The following is a 25,389-nucleotide window of genomic DNA, read 5'->3' on the forward strand; positions in this document are numbered from 1 at the left end:
TTCAAGGTTGTTAGCGAGAGAAACACCACCCAAACCTGTTCGAGCTGCAAGCAATTGCCGGACTCGAGGCCCAGAGGTATCGCAGGGCTTGGAATAAGGGAATGGACTTGTTGTGGGTGCGGTGCCACCCACGACCGCGACGTCAACGCCGCCAAGAACATTCTCGCGCTCGGGCATGAGCGTCCAGTTGTGGGAATCCCCGCCCTTTAGGACGGGGAGGATGTCAATGCACCTGAGCGAAGAGCGCATCGCCGACCATATCGACAACTTCCTGATCAGCGAAATCAGCATCGAAGCCACCCTGGAGTGGCTCGACAAAGGCAGCCCTGGCTGGCGCGAACGCTACCGGGAACAGTGGAATGCGAGGGTGACCGACAGGCCTGTTTGAGGTGTGCACGACACAAAACCGGTGGGATGGGCCGCTTTGTCGCTGACACAGCGCTGTCGCGCAGCAAACACGGAGCCTTGTAGGAGATCGCCCGCCGCCTCGGCGCCGCGCTGTCGCGCAACAAACACGCAACCCCGTAGGACCGGCCGGGCGGCGATCCGCTTCAGCCGGGAAGCCTTCGCGGCTGAAGCCGCTCCTACGGTGTATTCCTTGCAAATCAATGGGTTGTGGTCTTGTTTGATGAGAGCCGACTCATCCGCGAAAGACCATCGCGGTGATTCACGAACACAGCTTCGCCTGCCGATACCCCACAAACGGTCGCACCAGGCTCAGCAAGCCAAGGCAAGCCATCAGCGCACCGACCCACAGCGGTGCGCGCAGCCCGTAACCGCCATCAATCGCCACGCCGCCCGCCCAACTGCCAAACGCCAACCCGGCGGTAATCACCGAGGTATGCAGCGTATTGACCAGCGCTCCCGGCTCGGCGGCGCGCATCACCCGCGCCACCATCGCCGGGTTAAGCGCCACACCGGTCAGCCCCAGCAGGATGAAACAGCCCAGGTTCAGCCACAACTGATCGCCCGCCAGCGCAAAACCGGCCAGTGCCAACACCATTAAGGCCAGGCCCCAGCCCAGGGTTGGCAGCGTGTAACGATCCGCCAGACGCCCGACAATCATATTGCCCACTAAATTGGCCACCCCGTACAGCGCCAGCAACGGCGCCACATGCCCAGGGGCAATACCCACTTCCTCGATCAGGATCGGCGTGCAGTAACTGAACGCCGCGAAGGTCGCGCCGATGATCAAGCCACTGGTGATGTACGCGCCCCATAAACTGCGGTTATGCAGCGCCGCCCACTGCTGCGCCAGGCCAGATTCGCTGCCCGGTTGGCTGTGCGGCAATCGCACCGCCGCCAGCGCCGTGCACAACAACGCCAGCACCACCACCGCCCACGAACTGGCGCGCCAGCCATGATGCTGCTCGACCCAGGCGGTCATTGGCACGCCGGCGACCGGTGAAAGCATCAACCCGGCCAGCACCACTGCCACGGCCCGGCCACGCTCCGACACCTCGACCAGCTCGGCGCAGACCGTCATGCACAAACCAATACACACCGCACTGGACACGCCCATGATCACCCGCGCCAGCACCAGCACTTCGTAACTTTGCGCGGTGGCCGCGAGAACACCGGCGGCCACATACACACCGAGCAAGCCGGTGAGGGCGCGTTTGTTGCTGAAGCCGCGGCTGAGCAGCAACACCGTGACCGGCGGCCCACCCAGCGCCATGCCCAGGGCATAGAAGGCGATCAGGTTGCCAACCTGGGCAAGGCTGACCGAGAAGGCCTGCGCCAGCGCGGGCATCATCCCGGCGATCATGAATTCGGCGGTGACCAGCGAAAAGATCGTCAAGGCCAGCAGGTAGACGGTAGAGGGGAGTTTTGGACGGTGAATCATTGACGGCTCAGACAGGAAAAAGGCACTTCACGGTAGGCATTGAGCCCGGATGGGTCAACCGCCGATTTCGAATGGGTAGATGACTGATGGCTATAAGGGGCAGGTTGGGGCGGTTGACTGCACTTGTGCGAAAAGTCGTGATCTGTAGGGCGATTTCGGTCGGATCTGCAAGCTGATTGCAAGACGCCTCCCTTTTGTTTGAGTGAAATTTCCGAGAGAATCCCGACCGCTTGCGCCAGCTCGATTCGCTCACTAGGCTGCTTCCCGTCGCACAGATATGCGGCAGGGCTTGGCCGCCCAGTGATGGAATTGAGGGTGCAGTCGCTTGAGATGTCGTGCGGATGCTGGTCGTCCGTGCTCGCGTTTTATGGCAACTGTGCAAGGGACACCTTCGGGTGTGCCGGATTGCCCTCTCGTCCGGTCGGCCAACCCTTGTACTGTTGCCACCCAATCTGCTTGGCCGCGGAAGTGGTGGTGGACTCTATCAATGAAGAGGTTTGCCATGACTATGAAGCTTGTACCCGACCCACCTGCATCAACCACCCGGCCTGACTCTGGCCCGACCCTGATCTCTTTCGAAGACCAGCTCAACAGTGCCTGGGACGTGCTGTCCTGCGCCTATGCAACGGCCTATGAATGTGGCGACAGCCTGCATGGGCAACAGCGCAACCTGGCGATGGCTGCGGTGCATCTGGTGGCGCAGGCCCAGGCGATGCTTGAGCAGATGATCGAGCATTTGCCGAAGGGGGTTGGAGTGGGTGAGGGTGGCTGAGGTTTAGAGGTTGCGATTGTGCGGCAGGGGCTCGAAGTGGTTCGGGCTCCTGCTGGTTGATGAAGATATCTAGGCAACATCCTGGCGTGCAGGAGCGTTTCGCGGGGAGTGTTTGCCAATAGGAATTTTTTGAAACGCTTGATGAGAAATGGCTGCAATCGGCCGATTCTGTTGAAAAAGTAGCTCCCCTGTCTGGCCTGCGGCAAAATCTCTGCATTGGCCAGCAGGGAAGCATGCAGCATGATGGGACAGTTATCGAGTGGGCAGGAACGGCTGTTTTACTCGTTCAACCTTGAAGATCACATCCCAGCCAATCACCTTCTGCGCAACATTGATCGGTGTCTCGATCTGAGCGACTTGCGCCATTACCTCGCCGATTTTTACAGTCCAATTGGCCGTCCTTCGATTGACCCTGAGTTGATGATCCGCATGCTGATCGTGGGCTATTGCTACGGTATTCGATCCGAGCGGCGGCTGTGCGAAGAGACCCATTTGAACCTCGCGTATCGCTGGTTCTGCCGGTTAAGCCTTGAAGATGAAGTCCCCAATCACTCGACCTTTTCCAAAAATAGACACGGCCGTTTTCGGGACAGCGATCTATTTCGCTGGTTGTTCAATGAAGTGCTGCGTCGTTGCATGGACGCAGGCTTGGTTAAAGGTGAAGGCTTTGCCGTGGACGCCAGCATCATAAAAGCGGATGCCAGCCGGCAGCGCGGCGTACCGGGTGATGAACAGGTCAACTGGAGCGATCCGGCCCTGAGCACCCGCGCCGTGCGTGAGTACCTTGAAGGCCTCGATGAGGAGGCTTTGGCCGAAACACTACCAAAACGCCTGTCGCTGACGGATCCTCAGGCCCGCTGGACGGCTGCTCCAGGCGGCCCTGCTTTCTACGCTTACTCCACGAATTATCTGATCGATACCGAGCACGGCGTGATCATGGATGTGGAACCCACACCGGCTCATCGAACCGCAGAAGTCGAGAGCACCAAGACGATGATCGATCGGGTCGAAGCGCAGTTCGACATCAAGCCGGAACGCCTTATTGGCGACACCGCTTACGGTACCGCGTCGATGCTGGCCTGGATGGTGGAGGAAAAAGACATCGAGCCGCATGTGCCGGTATGGGACAAAACTGAGCGCAAGAACGACAGCTTTTCGAGTAACGATTTCCACTGGAATGAAGAGGCCGAGGAATACCGCTGCCCAGCCGGCAACGTATTACGCAGCGAATGGCGAGCCTTCAAGAACGAGCGTTCGCACGTCACCAAAGCCAACACCATCATCTTCCGATCCAGACAGACCGACTGCGCGACATGTCCGATGAAAGCCAAGTGCTGCCCGAACACTTCGATTCGCAAGATCGTCCGCAGCGTCCATGAAGCCGCTCGTGATGTGGCTCGACGCATCGCAGCGACGCCGGAATATCAGCGCTCTCGCCACGAACGTAAAAAGGTCGAAATGTTGTTTGCCCACCTCAAGCGCATCCTGAAACTGGATCGCCTGCGGCTACGTGGCATGAGTGGCACGACGGATGAATTCACGCTGGCCGCTGCGGTGCAGAACCTGCGACGGCTGGCCAAATTTTCATCTCAAGGGCCACCAGTCACGGGATAGGTGCGCCTGCACCAAGCAAAAAACCTCAAACTAACCCAATAACAGAGCTGCAAAGGTCAACGAAGGGCCGAGAAATCACTCAATGTGGTGAGTAGGTTCTCCGGTGGTGGCCGTGCCTGAGTTCAGGTGATCTGAAAATCCGACTTTTTCAACAGAATCGGCCGAAAGCAGTCATTGAAGGCCACTTAGTAGTAGCTGTTGGCGCCCGCTGGCGGCGTGACGATCATATTCGCGTGCCGCTTGGTGTGGGCCATGAACAGGTTATTGAGCATGCCGATGGTTTTGCCTTCGCAAGACACACTGCCATACAGGTGGAGTGCAGCACTGCCGCTGTCCGAGATATAGCGCAGTTTGGCAGCATCGGACCGTGTGCTGTCGGTGCAGCTGCCATTGCTGCTACCGGTATTCAGGAGGGTGGTTAGAGCAATGAGCGTAAGCAGGCATACCGCGAGGGGCACCAGTCGTCCTTGATTGTGGCCTCATGCCGTCAAAGCTGGAGCGATAGCGGGGCGGCGTCCAGCGAGTGTTTGGGGGGGGCGATGCAAGTTCGCAAATATGGACGGGCAGTCCTCCGTGAGCTGTTCACTGCCAGAAGAGGTCTGCCGGGTGGCTGTTTGATTAAATTCGAGAGCTCTGGGCTGATTTGTCAGTCGAACACCTGCCAGGATTCGTGGTTGCCTTGGTCAGCACTGTAGCGGTAGCTTCGATCTTCAGTTAGCGAGGTTATCTCATTGAACGACTCTGAACATCTGAAAGAACTGTGCGCCCGTTTCAACTCGGGAGAGCCCCTGAGCTTTTTGTTTTTCTGGGGGCACCAGCGCAGCAAAGCTGCCGTCACGGCTTCGTGCTTCAGCCAATGGTTCGAGGCCGGGTTTACGGTCGAAGGCCAATATTATCCAACGGCCGAGCACTTCATGATGGCCGAGAAAGCGGCCCTGTTCGACGATCAGGACATTCGCGAGCAGGTGCTGAATGCGCCTACGCCCAATGCCGCCAAAGCACTTGGCCGTAAGGTGCGCGGGTTTGATAATGAGGTTTGGCTGCAACACCGATACGACATCGTCGTTCGAGCAAACCAGGCCAAGTTTTCTCAGAATTCGCAGTTAATGGAATATCTTCTGCAAACGGGTTCGCGCGTTATTGTCGAAGCCAGCCCGGTTGATAGCATCTGGGGTATAGGGCTCGCACAGGACAACGCGGATGCGAATAATCCAAACCTATGGAAAGGCTTGAATCTGCTGGGTTTTGCGCTGATGCAGGTGCGCGACGGGGTCAGTGTGCCAGCCGCAAGGTAGTGCCTGACCTTAGTCACGAAAAACACAACCGCATTCGTCGGCGAGCCGACTCCCACCGGGTTTGCGTCGTGCTCAAGTATCAGGCATCACGCCACCTCGGTGGGAGTGGCCGGCCGGCGCCCCGGTCAGCCGACGAATTCGATGTTGCGTTCACAACTGAAATAACGGGCTTGCACAGGACCATAGAATCTCCCACTGGGAGCGCGACGAGACACGCCATCCTCACTCATCGGGCGAGGATTTGTGCGGGTCAGGTTTTCCGGACACATCCGCCCGTTACAATCCCTCTACCTGACTCTGGCGCGACCCCGGTCTGCTTTTGAATAGCTGCTCACCAACGCCATGTTCATACCTGCTGCTACGCTACTTGCTGTCCACTCAGAAGAGCCGCTGAGCGGACGTAGCAATCGCAAGTGACCCTGCAAATGTCGCTAACACGAAGAAGTAGCCGTGCCGATCGATTCGCTGCATCGCTCTACTTCCGGACACTAATTACCACTACCATTCCTGGCTGAAGATGTGTTGCGTCGATTGCATTACAGTTGAAAAGGAACCGGTTTGAAAGATATTCGCTTGAAGTCAAATAGCGAGCTGGCGAAGCCAAAGTTTCCAGATACCGCTCAATGGCCGCGTATCCAGCGGCTTTTGCGCTTTGGTGGTGGTGCGTGTGTGCTGCATGGCCTGGCGTGGGGGAGCTATTACTCAACCCAGGGCATGGGCGTGTTGGCCGTGGTTTTGTTCGCTCTTATGGCGCTAGGGTTGGCGTGCCTGTATCTGGCGAAAAAGCCCGAAAACGTCTCGTTAGGCATCGTTGTTCATGTGCTGCTGGTCCTGACCCTGTTCGCAAGCGTTGCCGATGCGCCAACAACTGCGGTCGGCAGGTCTACGCACCTGTTCTTCATGCCGATCGGCATTGCAACGTTCTTCCTGTTTCGCAGTGAGCGCTTTTACCTGCGCTGGCTGTTTCCAGGCGCCTGCTTTAGCGCGCTCGCTGTTCTGGAACTCAGTGAGGTGAGCTTTGGTCAGGACCTTGAGCTGTTACCCGCCACTATCCGTCAACTGGGCCATGACCTGAATACCCTGACTGCCATGGTGCTGACGGTGGGTGTCCTGGCGATCTTTCGTGAGGACCTTGGCGCGAAGGTCGACCAATACACGGCGCTGGCCCGAGCGGTTGCGCAGCGCGAGCTGTGTGCTTACTTGCAACCCCAGGTGTCATCCGATGGGCGCGTGATCGGCGCGGAAGTGCTGTTGCGCTGGGACCGGCCCGGCCACGGCATCCAGTCGCCCGCCACCTTTATCCGCCTGGCAGAAGAAACCGGCCTTATTCATGAAATGGGGTTGATGGTTCTGGAGCAGGCCTGTTGGCACTTGAAAGCCTGGTCCAGGCTGCCGGGTGTCGATCAGTGGACGCTGTCGGTCAATGTCAGCCCCTTGCAACTGACGTCCAAATCGTTCGTTGCAGATGTGAGGGCTGTGTTGCACAAGGTCGGTGTCCCAGCCAACCGGCTGTGCCTGGAAATTACCGAGTCGGTGTTTACCGGCGACCTTGGGTTGATCGCTGCAAAAATGAACGCGCTGCGCGACGATGGCATTAGCTGGTCGCTGGACGATTTCGGCACGGGCTTTTCTTCACTGTCATTGCTGCAAGCGCTGCCACTGGATGAGTTGAAAATTGATCAGTTATTTGTCCATGACATTGAGAAGGACCCAAGCAAGCGAGAATTGGTGAGAAAAATTATCGAAATTGCGGGGATTCTTGGCGCATCAACCATTGCTGAAGGGGTCGAAACCCGGCCGCAAAGTGAATGCTTGAGAACACTGGGCTGCGAGGTGTTTCAGGGGTATCTGTTCGGGCGGCCGATTGCGGCGGATGAGTTTCTGGAAGCGCATGCACCGACGCTGGCTCAGCCTTAGTCGCATGGGTGTCTTGATTCTCGACAGCGGCCCCTGCCATTCACAGCAGGGGCCGCGGTCGCTGGCGAACTCTTTTCAACGCTGACCGGCAACGAACCGCTCGGCGTTTTCCAGATCAGCAATCGGCGCCAGCAGTGATCAAAATCGCTCAAAGCTTTCCCGCCAGCCACACGTTGCGGCCGGGAATCAGCGAGCTGTCATCACCGGGAGCGGCGCCGCTGATTCACGTTGACCTTCACGGGGGCGAGCACCGACTCTCTGTCAGGTGTTCGGCTTTTCCGCACAACCACCGTCGAAGTGTTTTGAGGTGTTGTTTAAATGCTGAAACTCGCGAGGCCGCATTCGCCACGAGCAGTTCGTGCGCATGGTAGAACAACAGCAATATAAACTTGATATTGGGTCGAATGCGGGTGGCTTGGAGTACAAGAGGGTGGGCAATGAGTATTGCCCTACAAGGAATTTTTACACTAAGCAGGATAAGTCCGTTGAAAGACCGGCATCCCATAAGGCTGCAACCATCCTTGCCCGCACAGATAACCAATCGAGCAATCACGCAAATTAAATGCCGTTTGATCATTCAGTGTCGCCACCGAACACATCGATGGCGACACGGTTATCTCAACGTCTACAATTTAACGAAAGAGACGTTATTTAAAACGCGGAAATTTTTGCTGTCTGAATTGTCACGGTGCCAAGTGCGCCGCTATCCAGATTCGCTCCGCTTTGTTGGGTAATGTAACTGTTGGCCGGCGGCTGGGAGCCTGCCGGAGTCCAGGTCGATGTGTTTGTTTTGCTGCCCCACGGGCAATCCCAGGTGTAGGTGCCGACGTAGGTGTCACCATCGTAGAGTTCGAAGGAACCTTCTGTTCCGGAGGAAGCATCTGATCGTCCGCAGGCGTTGATGGCGAATGCCTGGCCTTTTTCGATGACTTTCCCTTCGATGGCGCTCGGCTCGTATTCGTTATCCTTGTTGCCGCCTGCGACACCGATCTGTTTCGAGTCGTAGAACTTACCCCATGAATGGGCGACATTTTTAATCGTGACGTTGTAGTTTAAGGCTTGAATTACAAATGTACCCCATTGTGCATATGCCATTTCGTATCCCTGAAATTTTCAATGAGTTGATAGCGTGGTAATCAGGCTTTATAAAGTCTGCCACTTTCGACAGCTGCCGAGAAAGTGTCTGCACTGCACGGTTTTATCCAATCAGTCGAATGGTGTGCATGTGCCATTACTCGGCAAAGACAGGGTGGTACACGGATTGATTGTTGTCAAACCGGAATTGAGAGATAAATGTGAGTTTTTTCATGTCACCAGACTTATGAGCTGCGATTGCCCACGCAGTGTTAAAAACCGGCTCGCCAAGCCAAAGCACCGGGATCTGTTGGCGCAACTGCGCAATCAGCTTGTGGCGTCGCTCTGGGCTGAATGTACTGTGGTCGGTTGTATATCTGCCGCTCGGCTTCAAGGCAGTGGGCGAACGTTCATCGATCCCGCTGATGATTACTATCGAAACGCTCGCCTGTCTGCCTTTCACAGTCGGCTCCTATAATCGCCTGCCATTTCCCTCCGCTTTCTACGCCTGCTTCAGGCGACCTTACCCATGGAACCCAGCCCCATGCCAAGTGCCAGTCAGGCCCCTCATAACATTCCCGAACACAATCAACAGAGCGTCGTCCAGCAGTGGCTGGCGATTCTCTCGGTCGCCGTTGGCGCCTTCGCGCTGGTGACCAGCGAGTTTCTCCCGGTCGGCGTGCTCAACGATGTCGCCAGCGACCTCGGTATCAGCGCCGGCCACGCCGGGCTGATGGTGACCTTGCCCGGCATCATGGCCGCGCTGGCCGCGCCGTTGCTGTCGGTGGGCATTGGTGCGCTGGATCGGCGCTATTTGCTGATCAGCCTGACGCTGCTGATGATCATCGCCAACGCGGTGGTGGCCTACGCCGCCGACTTCAACCTGCTGCTGTTCGGCCGCGTGCTGCTGGGTATCAGTATCGGCGGCTTCTGGGCGACCGCCATTGCCCTCAGTGGCCGCCTGGCACCTAAAGGGGTCGGGGTGGCGCAAGCGACCTCGATCATCATGGTCGGTGTGACCCTCGCCACGGTGTTGGGCGTACCCGTTGGCACCTGGCTGAGCGGCCTGATGGGCTGGCGCATGACTTTTCTGGTGACCGCGCTGGTGGGCGTGCCGGTGCTATTGGCGCAGATCTTCCTGCTGCCACGGCTGGCGCCAGACAAGGCGATCCGGGTCAGTGACCTGCCGGCGCTGTTCATCAACCCGCAGGCGCGGGTGGGCTTGATTGCGGTATTGCTGATTGGCCTGGCGCACTTTGCGGCGTACACCTATGTCGCGCCTTTCTTCAAACAAAGCTCCGGCTTCGACGGGCCGACCATTGGCTCATTGCTGCTGCTCTATGGCATCGCCGGGGTCGCGGGCAACATCTTTGCAGGCTTTGCCGCCAACCGCAGTGTGCGCCATACCCTGATGCTGGTCGCGTTGATGATCGGCATCAGCACCGCGTTGTTCCCGTACTTTGCCACCGGCATGACCGGCGCAGTGATGCTCATCGCCCTCTGGGGCTTCGCGTTCGGTGCCTTCCCGGCCTGTTCCAGCATCTGGATGTTTATCGTCGCACCCAAGGATGTCGAGCGCGGCATGCCACTGTTCGTGGCGATGTTCCAGGTGATCATTGCCTTGGGTTCGTTCTTCGGCGGGCAGATCGTCGACCAGCTGGGCACCTCGGTGCTATTGAGCCTGGCCACGGCGCTGGTGGGCTGCGGGTTTGTGACGGTGCTGGTGTTGGGCCGGGGCGTCAGTAACAGCCTGGCGGCGCAGCCAGGCTAGGAACAGCAATGCTCGGATAATTACCGCGCACCCGGTGGGAGGGATCTGCTAGTGAAGAGGCCAATATAGATCACAGGATCTGCTGAGAATGTACTGGTCTATTCGTCGGCAAGCCAACCCACCGGTTCCGCGCCGCGCGCCAATTATGTGGTTGACCGATGTTCAGTAGGAGTGGCCGGCCGGCGCCCCGGTCAGCCGGCCATTCAAGCCGCCGCCCGCTCGGCCTTGCGCCCCGGTATCGCGCCAATCAATTCCCGTGTGTACTGCGCCTGCGGCTCGCCAAACACCGTGTCCACGCTGCCATATTCGACCACTTGCCCTTGCTTGAGCACCAGCACCTGGTGCGCGACATTGGCGACCACCGCCAGGTCGTGGGACACCAGCACGTAGGCGATGCCCAGTTCGCGTTGCAGCTCTTCGAGCAGGTCGAGGATCTGCGCCTGCACTGATACATCCAGCGCACTGACCGGCTCGTCCAGCAGCAACAGGTCCGGCTGCAAGGCCAGCGCGCGGGCGATGGCCACCCGTTGGCGTTGCCCGCCTGACAACTCACGAGGCAACCGGTCGAGGTAGCTGACCGGCAAGTGCACGCGGCTGATCAACTCGCGTGCTGCCTGCTCCAGTGCCGCGCCTTTTAGCAGGCCGAACGACACCAGCGGTTCGACGATGCTGTCGAAGATGGTGAAGCGGGGGTCGAGGGCGGCGAAGGGGTTTTGCTGGACCAGTTGCATGCGCTTGCGCAGCGGGCGGAAGTCGCGCCAGTTCAGGTCGGTGACGTCCTGTTGCTCAAACAGCACCCGGCCGCTGCTGGGCTTTTCAAGGCCCAGAGCGATCCGCAGCGCGGTGCTTTTGCCCGAGCCGGATTCGCCAACGATGGCCAGGGTCTGGCCGGGGTAGACATTAAGGGTCAAGCCTTGCAGGGCAGTGAACTGCGCGTCCTGGCCTTTGATTTTCGGCAGGTCGAAGACTTTGCCTACATTGCGCAGGCTAAGGATTGGCGCTTTGTCGTCAGGCGCAACAGGCCGCTGCGACAGCGGGCGGCGCTGGTTGAACGCCGGGGCTGCTGCGAGCAGGGCGCGGGTGTAGTCGTGTTGTGGCTGGGCGAGGATGGTTTGCGGCGCGCCCTGTTCGACCAGTTCGCCCTGTTTCATCACCAGCAGGCGGTCGGCGCGGTCGCTGGCCACGCCCAGATCGTGGGTGATGATCAGCAACGAGATGCCGCGTTCGCTGACCAGTTGTTGCAGGTGGTCGAGGATCTTGCGCTGCACGGTCACGTCCAGCGCGCTGGTCGGCTCATCGGCAATGATCAGCCGCGGGTTGCCGGCCAGGGCGATGGCGATCAACACGCGCTGACGCATGCCGCCGGACAGCTCATGGGGGTACTGGCGGGCGCGCAGTTGCGGGTTGTCGAGGCCGACCTGTTGCAGCAGTTCGATGATGTCGGCATCGACGCTCGGGTAGCGGCGACCATGGGCGAGGATCAGCGCTTCGCCGATCTGCTGGCCGATGCGCAGGGTCGGGTTGAGGCTGACCATCGGGTCTTGCGGCACCAGGCCGATCACCCGGCCACGCAACTGACGTTTCTGGCGTTCGCTGGCGTGGGCCAGGTCGGTGCCATCGACCCGCAGTTGGCCGCCGGTGATTTTCGCGTTGTCTGGCAGCAGGCCGAGAATCGCGTTGGCCATTGTTGATTTGCCAGAGCCCGACTCGCCGACGATGGCCACGGTTTCGCCCTGGCTGACGCTGAACGAAACGTTGCGCACCGCATGGGTGAGTTGCCCGGCAGAGGCGTAGGTCACAGCCAGTTGCTGGACGTCGATCAAAGGCGTTGGCGTGCTCATCGCGGGTTCTCCTCGAAGGTGCGGGCGATATGGTTGAGGCTGAACACCACGGCCACCACGAACAGGCCGGGCAGCAGCGAGACCCACGGGGCGGTGATCAGAAAGTGTCGGCCGTTGGCGATCAGCGTGCCCCACTCGGCAGCCGGTGGCGCGGCGCCAAAGCCGAGAAAACTCAAGCCGGCAGTGGCGAGAATGGCCGCACCGAAGTCCAGCGTGGCGAGCACCGCCACCGGGCCCCAGGCGTTGGGCAGGATGTGCCGCACCAGGGTCCGTCCCCAACTGGCGCCGCCCAGGCGTGCGGCTTCAACGTAAGGCAGGGTCTTGACCCTTAGGACTTCGGCCCGTGTGGTACGGGCAAAGCCTGGGATGATCCCGACCCCCACGGCAATCGCCACCGGTACGGTGCCAAAGCCGATCGCGGTGACGATGGCCAGCGCCAGCAGCAGGCCGGGCAGGGCCAGCAGCACATCGACAAAGCGCATGATCAGCGCGTCGATCCGGCCGCCGGCAAAACCCGCCAGCACGCCCAGCCCCAGGCCGCCGACCAGGGCAATGCCCACCGCCAGCAGCGCAGCCTGGATCGACAGGCTGGAGCCATACACCAGCCGGGTATACAGGTCGCGGCCCAGCTCGTCGGTGCCGAACCAGTGGGTCAGGTTTGGCGCGGTGAGCTTGACGCTGGGGGCGGTGGCGTAGGGGTCGAAGCTGGTCAGCAGGTGCGGCGCCAGCGCGGCGAGCAGGGCGAAGCCGACGATCAGCAGCGCCAGGCTGAAGCCGGGTTTGCGCAGCAACGGCAACAGCGCCGTGCCCAGGCGTTGCAGGCGGCTGCGGCGGCGCCAGAGCGGCGCGGCAGTGCTGATCGAGTTATCGCGTAATAGGCGGCTATCGGTGCTCATGGTCAGGACACCTTCGGTTGGTGAGTGATGCGTGGGTCAAGGTAGGGGTAGAGCAGGTCGACCAGCAGGTTGATCAGCACAAAAGCCGCTGCCGAGGCGGCGACGATCCCCAGTACCACCGGGATGTCCTGACGTAGCACCGCTTCCTGTGCCAGACGGCCAACGCCGTTGCGGGTAAAGATGGTTTCGACCAGTACCGCGCCAGACACGGTGTTGCCGACCTGCAGGCCGATCAGGGTGAGGATCGGCAGCGCGGCGTTCTTGAAGCCGTGGCGCAGTTGCACCTGGCCACGGCTCAAGCCTTTGGCGTAGGCGGTGGCGATGTAGGGTTCCTGCCACACGCCTTGAAAGCCGCGTTGCAGCACTTGGGCGTATACCGCTGCACTGGGAATCGCCAGGGTGACGGCCGGCAGGATCAGGCTTTCAAAGCCCTTGCTGCCAGTGGCCGGAAACCAGCCCAGGCTGAACGCAAAGACCTGGATTAGCAGCAGGCCCATCCAGAACACTGGCACCGAAAAGCCCAGCGACGGCAGGCGTGCCAGGGCGACTTTCAGCGGTTGCCAGCGAATATAGGACGCCAGGTAAGCCAGGCCGATGCCGCCGATCAGCGACAGCACGATGGCCAGGCCCGCGAGGGCGAGGGTTTGCGGCAGGCGCTCGGCGAGCAGTTCGTTGACCGGGCGGTTCAGCGACAGTGACTGGCCGAAGTCACCTTGAATGGCCCGCCACAGCAGGTCGAAATATTGCTCGAAGATGCCTTTGTCCAGGCCGTAATAGGCCCGGGCTTTGGCAAGGTCTTCGGGGCTCAGCGCATCGGCCTCCAGGCCCGAGGCGCTGAGCATGATCGACAAGGTGTCGCCGGGCAGCATGTAGAGGATGAAGTAGGTGATGGTGTAAGCCCCCCACAACACCAGCAGGGCCTGGCCCACGCGGCCGATCAGGTAGCGGTTCATTTGTTCGCCTCTTGGTTGCCTGCCAGTTCGATGTCGCTGAGCAGGGCGAAGCCCTCAGCGGTCCAGCGGAAATTCTTCACTTTGGCGGCGGTGGCGGCCTGCCAGACCCGCTCGTACACCGGGAACGCCGAGCCTTCGTCGACCAGCAGGTCTTGCAGTTCGCCATAGGCGGCGGCGCGTTGCTCGCTCTGGGTGGCAGTGATGCCGGCGTCGAACAGGGCCTTGGCTTTTTCCAGGGTTTGCGGCTCGTAGATGTTGGTGGCCAGTGCCGCACTGTTGGCGGCGCGGGGGTCAAGAATCGTCTGCAGGATGATCGGGTCGGCGCGGGTCATGTAGTTGATGCTCAGGTCGTAGTTGCCCGAGGCGTTGTTGGCAACCCACTCGGCGCGGGTCACGACACTGAGTTTCAGGTCCACGCCGACTTTGCGCAGTTGGTCTTGAATCAGCACGTCGCCGGCGGTTTCTGCCGGGCTGATGTTGTAGCTCAGGCTCAGGCGTTTGCCGTCCTTGTAGCGATAACCGTCGGTGCCTTTGGCCCAGCCGGCGCTGTCGAGCAACTGCTCGGCGCCGGCCGGGTCGTAGGCCAGCTTGGCGGCCTGGCTCTTGAAGTACGGGGTGGTGACGTCGAAGATCCCGGTCACCACCGGGAACTCGGCGTTGTATACGGCGCTGGCGTAGGTCTTGCGGTCGATGGCTTTTTGCAGGGCCAGGCGCACTTGCTTGTCGCTGAGCAGGCGCTCGCCACGGGTGTTGGGGAACAGGTTGAGTGCCGGGCCGGGCAGTGAACGGCTCTGGATGGTCGCGCCCTTGGACTGGAACAGCTTCAGGTCGACTTCCGAGAACGGGTTGCGCGGCCAGAGGATGTCGGCCTTGCCTTGTAAAAACAGCCCGTTGCGTACGCTTTCTTCCGGGATGTAGCTGATCTCGACGGTGTCGAGGTGTGCTTCACCCTGATTTTTCACGTTGGCCGAGGCCCAGTGGTAGCCCTTGCGCTTGACCAGCTTTGCGCCGCTTTCCGGGGTGTAGTGTTCCAGGGTGAACGGGCCGGTGCCGATGATCTTGCCCAGCGAGCGCTCCTTGGCGGTCAGCTTGTACGAGGCCGGGGCGAGGATCGCCAGGTTGGTGGTGGAGGTGGCTTGCAGGAAGCCGGCGTTGGGCTTGGACAGCACCAGCTTGAGGGTAAAGTCATCGACCACTTCAGCATGGTCATAACCGGCCAGGTAGGTGGCGCCGAAGGTCGCCGGCAACTCGGTGGCGAACGCCTTGTTGCTGTCGAAAGCAGTCTTCACGGCATGGGCATCGAAGCGCTCGCCGTTACTGAAGGTCACGTCGTCACGCAGCTTGAAGGTGTAGGTCAGAGCGTCGTCGCTGACCACCCAGCTTTTCGCCAGCCAGGGGATGATCTTGCCGGTGTCCGGGTCCTGGTCAGTGAGCGATTCAGCGACGTTGCGCAGCAGTACCCGGTGCTCCAGCCAATAGACCTGGAAGGGGTCGACGCTGACCAGGGTGGTGTTGTCACCCCAGAAGGCGATGTTCAGGGTCTTGCTGGCGGCTTGGTCGCCGGATGGCGAGCAACCGGTCAGCGCCAGAGTCAGCGCGACAGAGGCCAGCAGGCGGCCGGGGAAAACAGCTTGGGTCATGGTGGTGTCCTTGTATCAATACTGTCTGCTAAGGCGGTCTGCTTCGCGGCTGAAGCCGCTCCTACGGTTTACCGCCGTAGGAGCGGCTTCAGCCGCGAATCACATGGATAGATCAGAAGTCATAAGCCAATTTGGTGTACCAGAACCCGCCATTGGGGCTGAACGGCGGGTTGCCATAGATGCCTTGGCCACCGTTGGAGGGCAGGGCGACCACGCCGTTGCGGTCGGGGTATTCGTTGAAGATGTTGGTGCCGCCGATGCTCGCGGTGAGGTTGTCGGTGACCGAGTAGGCGATATCCAGATCGGTGATCCACTTGGCTTCGAAGCTGCGGTCGGCGCTGGCGTTCTGGGCCCAGGTCTCGACCTTGCCGTAGCGGGTCGTCTGTAGGCTGACCACCCATTTGTCGATGCTCCAGTTGGCGCCCAACACCCATTTGGTTTTCGGTGAGGCGGCCACCAGATTGCCCTCGGCGGCATGGCCAACCACCGAAATGCCCGAGGCGGTCAGGTCTGCCGGCGAATCGCGGCGGCCTTCTACGGTGGTCTTGTTCCAGTTGAACGCCGCGCTCCAGCGCACATCGCCAAAGCCGCCCAGCGGGGTCAGGTGGTCGAGCACCAGGTCCAGGCCGCGGGTGCGGGTGTCGAAGGCATTGGTGTAGTAGGTCACCCACGACCCTTCGGCCACACCCAGCGAGCGCAGAGTGTTGTTGATCAGGCCGTTGCCGCGGTCATAGATGTCCTGCGACAGCACGATACGGTCGTCGATGTCCACCACATAGGCGTCCAGGGTCACGCTGGTGCGCCGCGCCGGTTGCCAGGTCAGGCCCAGGCCGATGTTGCGTGACTTTTCCGGGTCCAGCTCGCTGGCGCCGAATGCCTTGGCCAGGGCGCTGCCCGGTGTGGCGGTGTAACGCAGCGCCGGCACCACCACGCCATCGGCGTTTACCCCGGTGCGGTTGTCGGCCACCGAGTAGCCCAACTGGGTCAGTGACGGGGCGCGGAAACCGGTGCCCACGGTGCCGCGCACCGCCAGGGTGTCGGTCAGTTCATAGCGCGAGTTGAGCTTGAGGGCGAAGGTGTTCTTCTTGATATCGTCGTAGTGCTCGACCCGCCCGGCCACGCCGATGTACCAGCGCTCGCTGGAGTTGAGGCCGAAGTCCAGATAGCCGGCAAAGTTGTTGCGGTCCAGGTCGGCTTCGTCTTCCGGGCGGATCACCAGCGCCGCCTGCGCACCCCGACTCGGCCCGCCGTTCAGGCCGCTCGCCACGCTCAGGTCATACAGCGGGTTGCGCGCGCCGTTGGCCAGGGTTTGCGGGTAGCGGTAGTTGCCCACCGAGTAGGCATCGGCGCTGCCGGCGAAGGTCTGGAAGCGTTCCCAGCGATGCTCAAGACCGGCCGAGACCTGTACCGGGAAGGGCAGTAGCGGCAGGCTTTCAAAATGGCGGGTGACGTCCAGGTTGTTGACCCACTGGTCGAACTGCAAGGTTGCCAGGTTACCGAACGACGTCCGCGAGGCCGGGCCATAGGTCGGGTTGATAGTCAGGTCGCTGGAGTGCTCGTTCTTGTTGCGCCCATAGGTGCTCGACAGGTCCCAGTTCCAGGCGCCCAGCTCGCCCTTGCCGCCGATCAGCAATTGATAGTCGGTGTCTTTGATGTTGTTAAGAGGGTCGTAACCGTCCGGGAACAGCTCAGGGATCGAGGCGGTGCTGTAGGCCAGGCGCTTGTTGTTGTAGATGATCGCGTCGCGCTCGCCGTAAGTGGCGTAGGAATACAGCTTGGTGCTATCGCTCAGTGGCAGTTCGGCGTTGTAACCGAGGTTGAAGGCTTCCAGGTCCGGGTCGCCGTTTTTCAGCGCACGGTGGTCCCAGCTGTCTTGCCGTGCGTCACCCGGTGCATAGCCACGGTAGTTGGCATCGGCCTTGTCATACAGAAATGCCTGATCGCGTTTGCGTGCATCGGCGGAGATTTGCACAAAGCCGCCATCACCCAAGGCGAAGCCTTTATTGCCAGCGAACTTGATGTTTTCGCCCTGACCGCTGCCCAACTGGCCGTAGCTGGCTTCCAGATGCCCGCCGCTGGCGCCCGACTTGAGGATCACGTTGATCACCCCGGCCACCGCGTCAGAGCCGTATTGCGCAGCGGCGCTGTCTTTAAGGACCTCGATGCGCTCGACGGCGCTGATCGGGATCAGGTCGATATCCACCGCATTGGCGCCGCTGGTGTCGATATTGCCGCCCGAGGGCATGGCGCCGTTATGTCGGCGTTTGCCGTTGACCAGCACCAGGGTGTAGGCCGGGCCGAGGCCGCGATTGGTCAGCGGCCGGGTGGTGGACTGAAAGCCCGAGGTGTTGGCGCCGAAGTTGAACGACGGCAGCAGTTTGGAAATCGCCTCCGACAGCTCGGCACGGCCGGTCTTGAGCAGTTGCTCACTGTTGATGATGTCGATCGGTGTCGGGCTGTCGGCCACGGTGCGCTGCGCGCCGCGTACGCCGGTGGAAATCACGGTCACGGTATCGAGGCGTGCGTCTTCGCTGTTTGCGGCCTGGGTCTGTGGGGCCAGCAGGCAGGCCAGGGTCAGGCTCGAGAGAGCCAGGCCGGCGCGGGCCGGGGCGGTACGCAAGACGTGGCGGGCGTGGCGTGAAAACGATGGAGTCATGTATGCAGTTCCAGATGACAGCGGGGGCTTGGCCGGTTGGCGACGGCGTACCCTGTTGGCTATTGCGCATTGCCATTTAGCGGCGCGATGCGTGTCGATGGTCTGGAGCGATGCGGTGGTGGTGAGGTCGCTCGGGTCGTGCAACTGTCCGGGGGCCGCCCGGTTAGGTCATTAAGTGGCTATGGGTTGAATCGTATATTTATAAAAAAAGCGTGGAAAATTCTTTTTAGGAATAAGCTAATGTTAAATAAATAGAATGTTACCGGTTAACATTATGCAAATATTTGATTTATTGGGGCGTGCGGACGGCCGCCGTCCAGCGGGCTTGCTGAATAAAGCGAAGCGCAGAGCGTCAGATGCGGCTGGGCCCGCTTAAACCTGGCTTGCAAGACGCGCACAGGAGCCTGCGCGATGCTCTGAAAAAAGCACCGCGCACCGATCTGCCGGCCGGGTTAAAAGGCTGTGCTTTTCGAGGTGCTGGAAATGGTTTTGCAACGTGTCCGATGTGGATGTACCCCTGTATTCGCCAGCAGAGCGGCCTCCTACAGAGGTTTTTAATGCCTAAACGAACAGTATCGAGGTCACCCGAGCCAGATGCCCTGGCTCATGTTGCCGGCCAGATTGGCGATGTTTTCACTGCTTTCCGAGAACGACACCAGCATCCCTTGAATGCTCAGCCCGCTGTTCAGTTCGTTGATCCAGTAGTTGAACCCACCGGCGTCCGGCTCGCGGTTGAGTACGTTGCGATAGAAGGCTGTGAGCAGTTCGCTTTGAGTCTGGCTGGCGCCGTAGAGGGTGCGGAACTCTTCGCTGGCCATGAAACCGTTGGCCACCGACAACAGGCTTTCTCCGTTGTCGATCGACGTAACCCAGTAGCGCAGGCCGCCTGTGTCTGGTGTGCGGTCGAGTGCAGCCTGATACAGGCGGTAAGCACTGCCTGCGGTTTGCCCGGCTCCGGTGTCCAGTGCCAGAGTCCCATCCTGAAACTTCAACCGTTCGATACCGGTCAGCGTGTCCCGGTCTTCGGTGGCGGCGAGACGGGTCACGTTGGTCAGGGTGTCGTTGCGCGACACTTCGTAGCTGCTGCGCAGCCCGTTATAGCTAACGCTGTCCAGCCCATCCAAACCTTGAAAATGATCGGCCGCCGGGCTGGCGAAAAAGACGTCGTTGCCGGTAGTGCCGGTCTGCACGGCGGCAGTGGTGGTTGCGAGCATGGCGTCATTGCTGGCAATGAAACCGATCAGATCGTCGTACACCAGGCCGATATCTGCCCACACATCCACGGTCGAGCTGCCTGAGCTCTTGACTCCGATTACATATGAGCCAGTGCTGTCAGTGACATACAGCGGGCCGCCAGAGCTGCCCCTGTCGAGGATATCGCTGCCCTCATAGGCGTAGGCGGTGTAGGTCGAATAACGTGCGTCGTGGTGAATATAGGCAGAGCCGTACATCAGCCCGGTGCTGCCGCCAGGATAGCCGAACGAATTGGCCCAGATCGACTGGTTGTAGCCCGATGCCAGGCCCATGTAGCCCACCTGGTCACCCACTGCTACATCAAGGCCGATCAACGCCACATCGTATTGCGACTCGGCCTGGGTCAGGGTGTTGTTGTTGCTGTTCTGGAACACCTGATTGGGGTAAGCCAGGACCTGCCAGTCTGCGTCAGTGAGCGAGACCAGCGGCGTACTGTCGAACCGGCCGGTCCGGAAGTTGTAGTCAGCCCCCACGTAGAACTCCAGGCGCGTGGCATAGCCACCCAGGTCCGGGTCGTAGACCACGTGCGTGGCGGTGAGTATGTCGTTGCGTCCAACCACCGAACCGCTGCCAATGTAGACGTCGCCACTGGCAAACGTGGCCTTGATGAAAACGGCGGTGGAGTAGGGGTAACGGGCTGGGCTGACTTCTGTGGCCATGGGTACTCACTTCGTGATGGCGCTATGGCTGTTAGGTTAAGGCGTGTATCGCCACAAAGACATTGGCAGTGTGGTGCCTCTGCTTGTTCCAAGGCAATACGCCCTTTGCTCTTGGTATTGATGATTGGTCAAGGGCACCGCGGTCCGGTGGGAGTCGGCTCAGCCGACGAATGCTGCGCTATAGCCGCAGCAGATGGGCCGGTTTTACCGCTGTGGTCCGGCGCCCCGGCAACCTGAGCGCCGATCGGCACATCAATCACTTGACTGACTCGGCACCGCGCTGACGAAAGGTTTTTTGAAACAAGATATTTCAATGGTTGGCAGAGAGGCGAGCATAAACGTTGCGTTTGCTTGAGCATAACTACGCTTTGAGCGCTCTAGCTCGCCAAGGTTCATCCATTTGCATCAAAAATGTACGCCTGGAATTACAAATCATTATTATTAGCTTTGTTAATTTGTGTTAATTTTCGCGACCTGCTGTTTCTGACTGTGTCGGCAGCTTCGGCTGCCCGACCTCAGAAGTGCGCGCAATGATTTTCCTCTCCAGCCCAGGAATCCTTCGATGTTTCGTCTTGCCTTCCCCACACTGGCCGGTGTCATGACGCTGAGCCTGTCCGCTTCGCTACTGGCGGCTCCTGCAGCCGACGGCACGGTGACTCTGGACAACGTGAATATCAATGCCGAACAAGGCACCACTGATGCGGCCACCACGGAAGGCACCCGCTCTTACACCACAGGTTCCATGAGCACGGCGACCAAGCTGCCGCTGTCGATCCGTGAAACCCCGCAGTCGGTCAGCGTCATTACCCGTCAGCGCATGGAAGACCAGGGCATGAACGACCTCAATGATCTGGTCAAGTACGCCCCTGGCATTACCTTTCGCAAGTACGGCTCGGACCGTCTGGAATACCTGTCGCGCGGCTTCAAGATCGACAACCTGATGTACGACGGCCTGCCGACCACCGTGGGCAGCTTCACTCAGGACACCATCTCGGCGGCTGACCTGGCGATGTACGACCGCATTGAAGTGGTACGTGGCGCCACCGGCCTGATGACCGGTGCCGGCAGCCCGGCGGCGACCCTGAACCTGGTGCGCAAGCGCCCGACCGATACCCCGCAGGTCAGCGTGACCACCAGCGCCGGTAGCTGGGACCGTTACCGTCTTGAGGTCGATGCCTCTAATAAGCTCAACGAATCCGGCACCCTGCGTGGGCGGGTAGTGACCGCTTACGAGGACAAGAAAAGCTTCCAGGATGTGCGTGAAAGCCAGCGCCAGACCTTCTACGGCATCATCGAAGCCGATCTGAGCGACGCCACCACCTGGACCATTGGCGCTTCCAAGCAGCGCGATGACAACACCTCCGACTGGGGCAGCCTGCCCAGCGGCCCGAACGGTGAAGACCTGCACCTGTCACGTTCGACCTTCCTGAGCAACGACTGGTCGTACTGGGACAAGGACAACTACACGCTGTTCTCCGACATTACCCACCGCTTCAACAACGGCTGGACCGGCAAGCTGGCGGCGCAGAAGATCTGGGCCGAGGCCGATACGTTCTCCAGCTACCTGAGCTACAACGGCCCGACCCTGGAGCAATACTCGGGGCAGTATTTCAACACCGATGACCAGACCAACCTTGACGCCACGCTGTCCGGGCCGTTCCAGTTGGCCGGTCGTGAGCACGAGCTGGTGTTCGGTGCCAGCCGTCGTGAAGAAAAGTTCGACCAGGCTGGCGGCTGGTGGGGGCAGGCCACGCCCATCGATCCTTACAACTTCAACCACAGCGTGATCGCCAAGCCGTCGTCCAGCGACCGCAACCCCTATGCCGGGCGCAACACCAGCATCGAGAAGAGCGTTTACGCCGCCGCGCGGCTGAACCCGATCGACCCGCTGCACGTGATCATCGGCAGCCGCCTGAGCTGGTACGACTACGAGGACCGGGTCAGTGGCGACAGCTACAAGGTCACCCAGGAAGTCACTCCGTACGCCGGGGTGATCTACGACCTCAACGACACCTACTCGGTGTACGCCAGCTACACGCAGATCTTCAAGCCGCAGAGCGAGCAGAATGTATCGGGTACCGTGCTGGATCCGATGACTGGCGAAAGCTATGAAATCGGCCTCAAGGGCGAGTATTTCAACGGCGGCCTGAACGCGTCCCTGGCGCTGTTCGACATGACCCAGGAAAACCGTGCCTACGCGCTGACCTCGCAGCCTGATGCCTGTCGTGCACAGAACCGCACCTGCTACGAAGCCGCAGGCGAAGTGCGCAGCCGTGGTATCGACGCTGAACTGACCGGTGCGCTGACCGCTGACTGGCAGTTCTCGGCGTCGTACACCTATGTCCTGAGCCAGTACATCAAGGACGCCAACCAGCGTAACGAAGGCCGGCTGTTCGCGCCGAACCAGCCCAAGCACCTGTTCAAGGTGGCTACCTCGTACAACCTGCCGGGCAACCTGAGCAAGTGGCGCGTGGGTGCTGATGTGTTCGCCCAGAGCGAGACCTTCAACGTGGTCGGCAGCGGCTACGCCACTCAGGACGCCTACGCGGTACTGGGCCTGATGGCCGGCTACCGCTTCAACGAGCACTGGGATGGCCGGGTCAACCTGAACAACGTCACCGACGAGAAATACTGGCAGGGTATCCCTACCGGTTCGGGCAGCGGCACCTATGGCGACCCGCGCAACCTGATGTTCTCGCTGAAATGGACGCTGTGATTTCAGCTTGAACCTTGCACGATAAAAATACCCCGACTGGTTCGGGGTATTTTTTTGAAGGTCCCAAACCGCGTTCAGGGCATCAGCTGCGGAGCAAAAGCGAAAATTGATGTTCAACTGACAGCCGCAGGTGTTCTGCGCGGCACTATTGTCCGGTTGACGCCGATTACAGGGCTGCTCTATAACTTCAACTCAATTTTCAAGAAATTTAGTTGAAGATGGCATCCATCAAAAAACCGAAGTCTCATCTTGAGACACTGGCACAGAGTGCCGAGGCGGTGGTCAAGCTGATGCCGCAGTTTCGGGCGGTCGATCAGAAGGGTCGTTACCTGCACTGGCATGACTTCAAGCATCGAGTGCCCGCCGGCATCGACGCTGACGCCGCGTGGGCGGCGGTCAAGTTGTCGCGGGCAGCCATCCTGAAATCAGTGGGGCTTTGCTCCGAATCCGGCAAACCGTTCAATTACTGCCTGCCGGACAGCGCCCAAACCGTCATTCACCAGATCGACCAGCTCAATGCCCGGCTTGGCAGCAGTGTAAGCAGCGCGTCTACGGCCGGTGAGAGCAATTCATACCTGGTTGAGTCGCTGATGATGGAAGAGGCCATCTCCAGTGCGCAGCTTGAAGGCGCAGTCACTACCCGGAAAGTCGCCAAGCAGATGCTGGAGAAAGAACGGCCACCGGTTAACGACGACGAGCGAATGATCGTCAATAACTTTCTGCAGATGAAGCTGGCCAGGCGCAGCAAGGATGAGCCACTGTCGTTGGAACTGATCCGGCAGTTCCATGCAGAGGTTACCCAAGGCATCGATGTGGATCACAGTTGCCCCGGTGAAATTCGCCAGAACGACGATATTTTTGTGGTCGGTCGCGACAGCGAAATCGCGCACCAGCCGCCTGCAGCTGCCAGCCTGCCGCAACGCCTTGAGGCGCTGTGCGGGTTTGCCAATCAGAATCATGACGGGCTGGAAGGGCGGCTGTTCATTCATCCTGCGGTCAAGGCGATCATTTTGCATTTCATGATCGGCTTTGAGCACCCGTTCAACGATGGCAACGGCCGTACGGCGCGCTGCCTGTTCTACTGGTACATGCTCAAGTGCGGGTACTGGAGCTTCGAGTACGTGTCGATCAGTGCATTGCTCAAAGATGCGCCGATGAAATACGGCGAGTCATATCTGTTCACTGAAACGGACGACCTGGATCTGACCTATTTCATTTGCCACCAACTGAGCATCATCCAGCGGGCCATCAATGATTTTCTGAAGTACATCGAACGCAAGCGCAATGACTTTGTAGCCATCATTGAGCTGCTGACCGAGTCCGGTTTCAACAAGACCCTGAATTTCAGACAGATTCACTTGCTCAAAAAGCTGCTGCGCAATCCGGGTCGGTTGTTTACTGCCAAAGAGGTCAAAAATGACTTCGACATTTCAGAAAATACGGCCAGGACCGATCTGGAAAAGCTCTATCAACTGAAGTTGCTGGGCAAGAGCCGTGAAGGCAAAACCTGGTACTACATCGCCCGTGAAGATGCGATGGCGCATATTCGTGGCAGTGGTTCCAATCGTGGATGAAGGCCCCTCTGGCACGCCTTACATCGCCTTCACCTCCCGCAGGCACTGCCTAAGCAACTCTGACCCGTCGCCGCTGCGATAGCTGATCACGATCGGTGAGGTGGCGTGGCGGTCGAGCAGTTCGCTGTAGCCGATGTCATCGCGGTGCAGGCGTTGTACCGAGGCGGGCACCAGAGTGATGCCGATACCGGCCGCCACCAGGCCGATGGCGGTCTGCAGTTCGTTGGCCATTTGTGCCACATGAATCTTCAGGCCCTGGCGGTTGAAGATCCCCAGCACATGGTCGGCGTAGCTGGGCCGCGGGTTGCCGGGGTAAAGCACAAATGGCTCGGCGGCCAGGCGTTCGAGGCTCACCGGCCCGGCCAGCAGCGGGTGGCCGGCGGGCAGGGCGGCCACCAACGGGTCTTCGCGCAGCACCTCCTGGGTGATGGCCGGGTCATCGAACAGCATGCGGCCAAAACCGATATCGATACGCCCGCTTTTCAGCGCCTCGACCTGCTGCAGCGTGATCAACTCGGACAAGCCCAATTCCACGTCGCCAAAGCCGCGCAACCGGCGGATCAGTTCCGGTAGTTGCCCGTACAGGGTCGAGGGCGCAAAGCCGATGCCCAGCCAGCGTTTGCTGCCGCTGGCAACCCGGCGGGTATCGTCGCTGATGCGCTTGAGTTGCTCCAGCAGTTGTGAAGAGTGCTCATAGAAAAACCGCCCGGCCTCGGTCAGCCGCAGCGGCCTACTGCGCTCCAGCAGCTCTACGCCCAGTTCATCTTCCAGCTGCTGGATCTGCCGGCTCAAGGGCGGCTGGGCGATGTTCAACTGCTCGGCGGCACGAGTGAAGTTGAGGGTCTGGGCCACGACCCGGAAATAACGCAAATGACGCAGCTCCACGATACCTCCTGGGTATGAAGCGAGAC

General features: G+C 60.0%; 20 protein-coding genes. 9 read left to right on the top strand and 11 right to left on the bottom strand.

Annotated features, from left to right (window positions below; translation table 11 throughout):
- Positions 1–210, top strand: a 210-nt coding sequence (locus NRB16_RS18120; RefSeq protein WP_257106611.1) for a transposase, incomplete at its 5' end; no start/stop codon positions are given.
- Between the two features lie 16 nt (positions 211–226).
- Positions 227–388 (top strand): hypothetical protein, encoded by a 162-nt coding sequence (locus NRB16_RS18125; RefSeq protein ID WP_257106612.1) that lies wholly within the window; start codon positions 227–229, stop codon positions 386–388.
- Between the two features lie 279 nt (positions 389–667).
- Here the strand turns inward: NRB16_RS18125 and NRB16_RS18130 are convergent, their stop codons facing one another.
- Positions 668–1,846 (bottom strand): MFS transporter, encoded by a 1,179-nt coding sequence (locus tag NRB16_RS18130; RefSeq protein WP_045492157.1) that lies wholly within the window; start codon positions 1,844–1,846, stop codon positions 668–670.
- 502 nt (positions 1,847–2,348) lie between these two features.
- Between NRB16_RS18130 and NRB16_RS18135 the strand changes: the two genes are divergently transcribed.
- Positions 2,349–2,618, top strand: a complete 270-nt coding sequence (locus NRB16_RS18135; protein WP_231906505.1) for a DUF6124 family protein — start codon at positions 2,349–2,351, stop codon at positions 2,616–2,618.
- A 240-nt stretch (positions 2,619–2,858) separates the two neighbouring features.
- Positions 2,859–4,232 (top strand): transposase, encoded by a 1,374-nt coding sequence (locus NRB16_RS18140; RefSeq protein WP_257106613.1) that lies wholly within the window; start codon positions 2,859–2,861, stop codon positions 4,230–4,232.
- 185 nt (positions 4,233–4,417) lie between these two features.
- Here the strand turns inward: NRB16_RS18140 and NRB16_RS18145 are convergent, their stop codons facing one another.
- Complete coding sequence (locus tag NRB16_RS18145; RefSeq protein WP_257106614.1) at positions 4,418–4,690, bottom strand: hypothetical protein; 273 nt, start codon at positions 4,688–4,690, stop codon at positions 4,418–4,420.
- A gap of 273 nt (positions 4,691–4,963) precedes the next feature.
- Here NRB16_RS18145 and NRB16_RS18150 point away from each other — a divergent pair, with 273 nt between their 5' ends.
- Entirely contained in the window at positions 4,964–5,527 is a 564-nt protein-coding gene (locus NRB16_RS18150) for an NADAR family protein (protein ID WP_257106615.1), read from the top strand.
- A gap of 573 nt (positions 5,528–6,100) precedes the next feature.
- Positions 6,101–7,444 carry a bifunctional diguanylate cyclase/phosphodiesterase gene (locus NRB16_RS18155; protein WP_257106616.1) on the top strand — a complete coding sequence of 448 codons (1,344 nt, stop codon included), beginning with the start codon at positions 6,101–6,103 and terminating at the stop codon, positions 7,442–7,444.
- A gap of 651 nt (positions 7,445–8,095) precedes the next feature.
- On the opposite strand, the gene NRB16_RS18160 is transcribed toward NRB16_RS18155, so the two are convergent.
- Together NRB16_RS18160 and NRB16_RS18165 are read right to left on the bottom strand one after the other, a co-directional pair.
- Complete coding sequence (locus tag NRB16_RS18160) at positions 8,096–8,539, bottom strand: aegerolysin family protein (RefSeq protein ID WP_257106617.1); 444 nt, start codon at positions 8,537–8,539, stop codon at positions 8,096–8,098.
- Between the two features lie 136 nt (positions 8,540–8,675).
- On the bottom strand, positions 8,676–8,981 hold the full coding sequence (locus NRB16_RS18165) for a hypothetical protein (RefSeq protein ID WP_257106618.1): 306 nt from the start codon (positions 8,979–8,981) through the stop codon (positions 8,676–8,678).
- 81 nt (positions 8,982–9,062) lie between these two features.
- Between NRB16_RS18165 and NRB16_RS18170 the strand changes: the two genes are divergently transcribed.
- Complete coding sequence (locus NRB16_RS18170; RefSeq protein WP_045492137.1) at positions 9,063–10,289, top strand: MFS transporter; 1,227 nt, start codon at positions 9,063–9,065, stop codon at positions 10,287–10,289.
- Between the two features lie 203 nt (positions 10,290–10,492).
- Here the strand turns inward: NRB16_RS18170 and NRB16_RS18175 are convergent, their stop codons facing one another.
- From NRB16_RS18175 to NRB16_RS18200, 6 genes are all read right to left on the bottom strand, one after another.
- Complete coding sequence (locus tag NRB16_RS18175; RefSeq protein ID WP_257106619.1) at positions 10,493–12,130, bottom strand: ABC transporter ATP-binding protein; 1,638 nt, start codon at positions 12,128–12,130, stop codon at positions 10,493–10,495.
- On the bottom strand, positions 12,127–13,026 hold the full coding sequence (locus NRB16_RS18180; RefSeq protein ID WP_257106620.1) for an ABC transporter permease: 900 nt from the start codon (positions 13,024–13,026) through the stop codon (positions 12,127–12,129). Before NRB16_RS18180 ends, NRB16_RS18175 begins: the two co-directional genes overlap by 4 nt.
- Before the next feature lie 2 nt (positions 13,027–13,028).
- Positions 13,029–13,979 carry an ABC transporter permease gene (locus NRB16_RS18185; protein ID WP_045492132.1) on the bottom strand — a complete coding sequence of 317 codons (951 nt, stop codon included), beginning with the start codon at positions 13,977–13,979 and terminating at the stop codon, positions 13,029–13,031.
- Positions 13,976–15,619, bottom strand: a complete 1,644-nt coding sequence (locus tag NRB16_RS18190; RefSeq protein ID WP_257106621.1) for an ABC transporter substrate-binding protein — start codon at positions 15,617–15,619, stop codon at positions 13,976–13,978. Before NRB16_RS18190 ends, NRB16_RS18185 begins: the two co-directional genes overlap by 4 nt.
- 112 nt (positions 15,620–15,731) lie before the next feature.
- Positions 15,732–18,275, bottom strand: a complete 2,544-nt coding sequence (locus NRB16_RS18195; protein WP_257106622.1) for a TonB-dependent siderophore receptor — start codon at positions 18,273–18,275, stop codon at positions 15,732–15,734.
- 581 nt (positions 18,276–18,856) lie between these two features.
- Positions 18,857–20,188 (bottom strand): DUF4214 domain-containing protein, encoded by a 1,332-nt coding sequence (locus NRB16_RS18200; protein ID WP_052483510.1) that lies wholly within the window; start codon positions 20,186–20,188, stop codon positions 18,857–18,859.
- A gap of 598 nt (positions 20,189–20,786) precedes the next feature.
- On the opposite strand from NRB16_RS18200, the gene NRB16_RS18205 reads away from it, so the two are divergent.
- Positions 20,787–22,904: a TonB-dependent siderophore receptor gene (locus NRB16_RS18205; protein WP_257106658.1), complete on the top strand. Its 2,118-nt coding sequence runs from the start codon at positions 20,787–20,789 to the stop codon at positions 22,902–22,904.
- A gap of 218 nt (positions 22,905–23,122) precedes the next feature.
- On the top strand, positions 23,123–24,478 hold the full coding sequence (locus NRB16_RS18210; RefSeq protein WP_257106623.1) for a Fic family protein: 1,356 nt from the start codon (positions 23,123–23,125) through the stop codon (positions 24,476–24,478).
- 18 nt (positions 24,479–24,496) lie between these two features.
- Here the strand turns inward: NRB16_RS18210 and NRB16_RS18215 are convergent, their stop codons facing one another.
- On the bottom strand, positions 24,497–25,363 hold the full coding sequence (locus tag NRB16_RS18215; protein ID WP_253116622.1) for a LysR family transcriptional regulator: 867 nt from the start codon (positions 25,361–25,363) through the stop codon (positions 24,497–24,499).
- Positions 25,364–25,389 lie beyond the last annotated feature (26 nt).

It is taken from the genome of Pseudomonas sp. LJDD11, assembly GCF_024584215.1.
In the GTDB taxonomy this organism is placed as follows: domain Bacteria; phylum Pseudomonadota; class Gammaproteobacteria; order Pseudomonadales; family Pseudomonadaceae; genus Aquipseudomonas.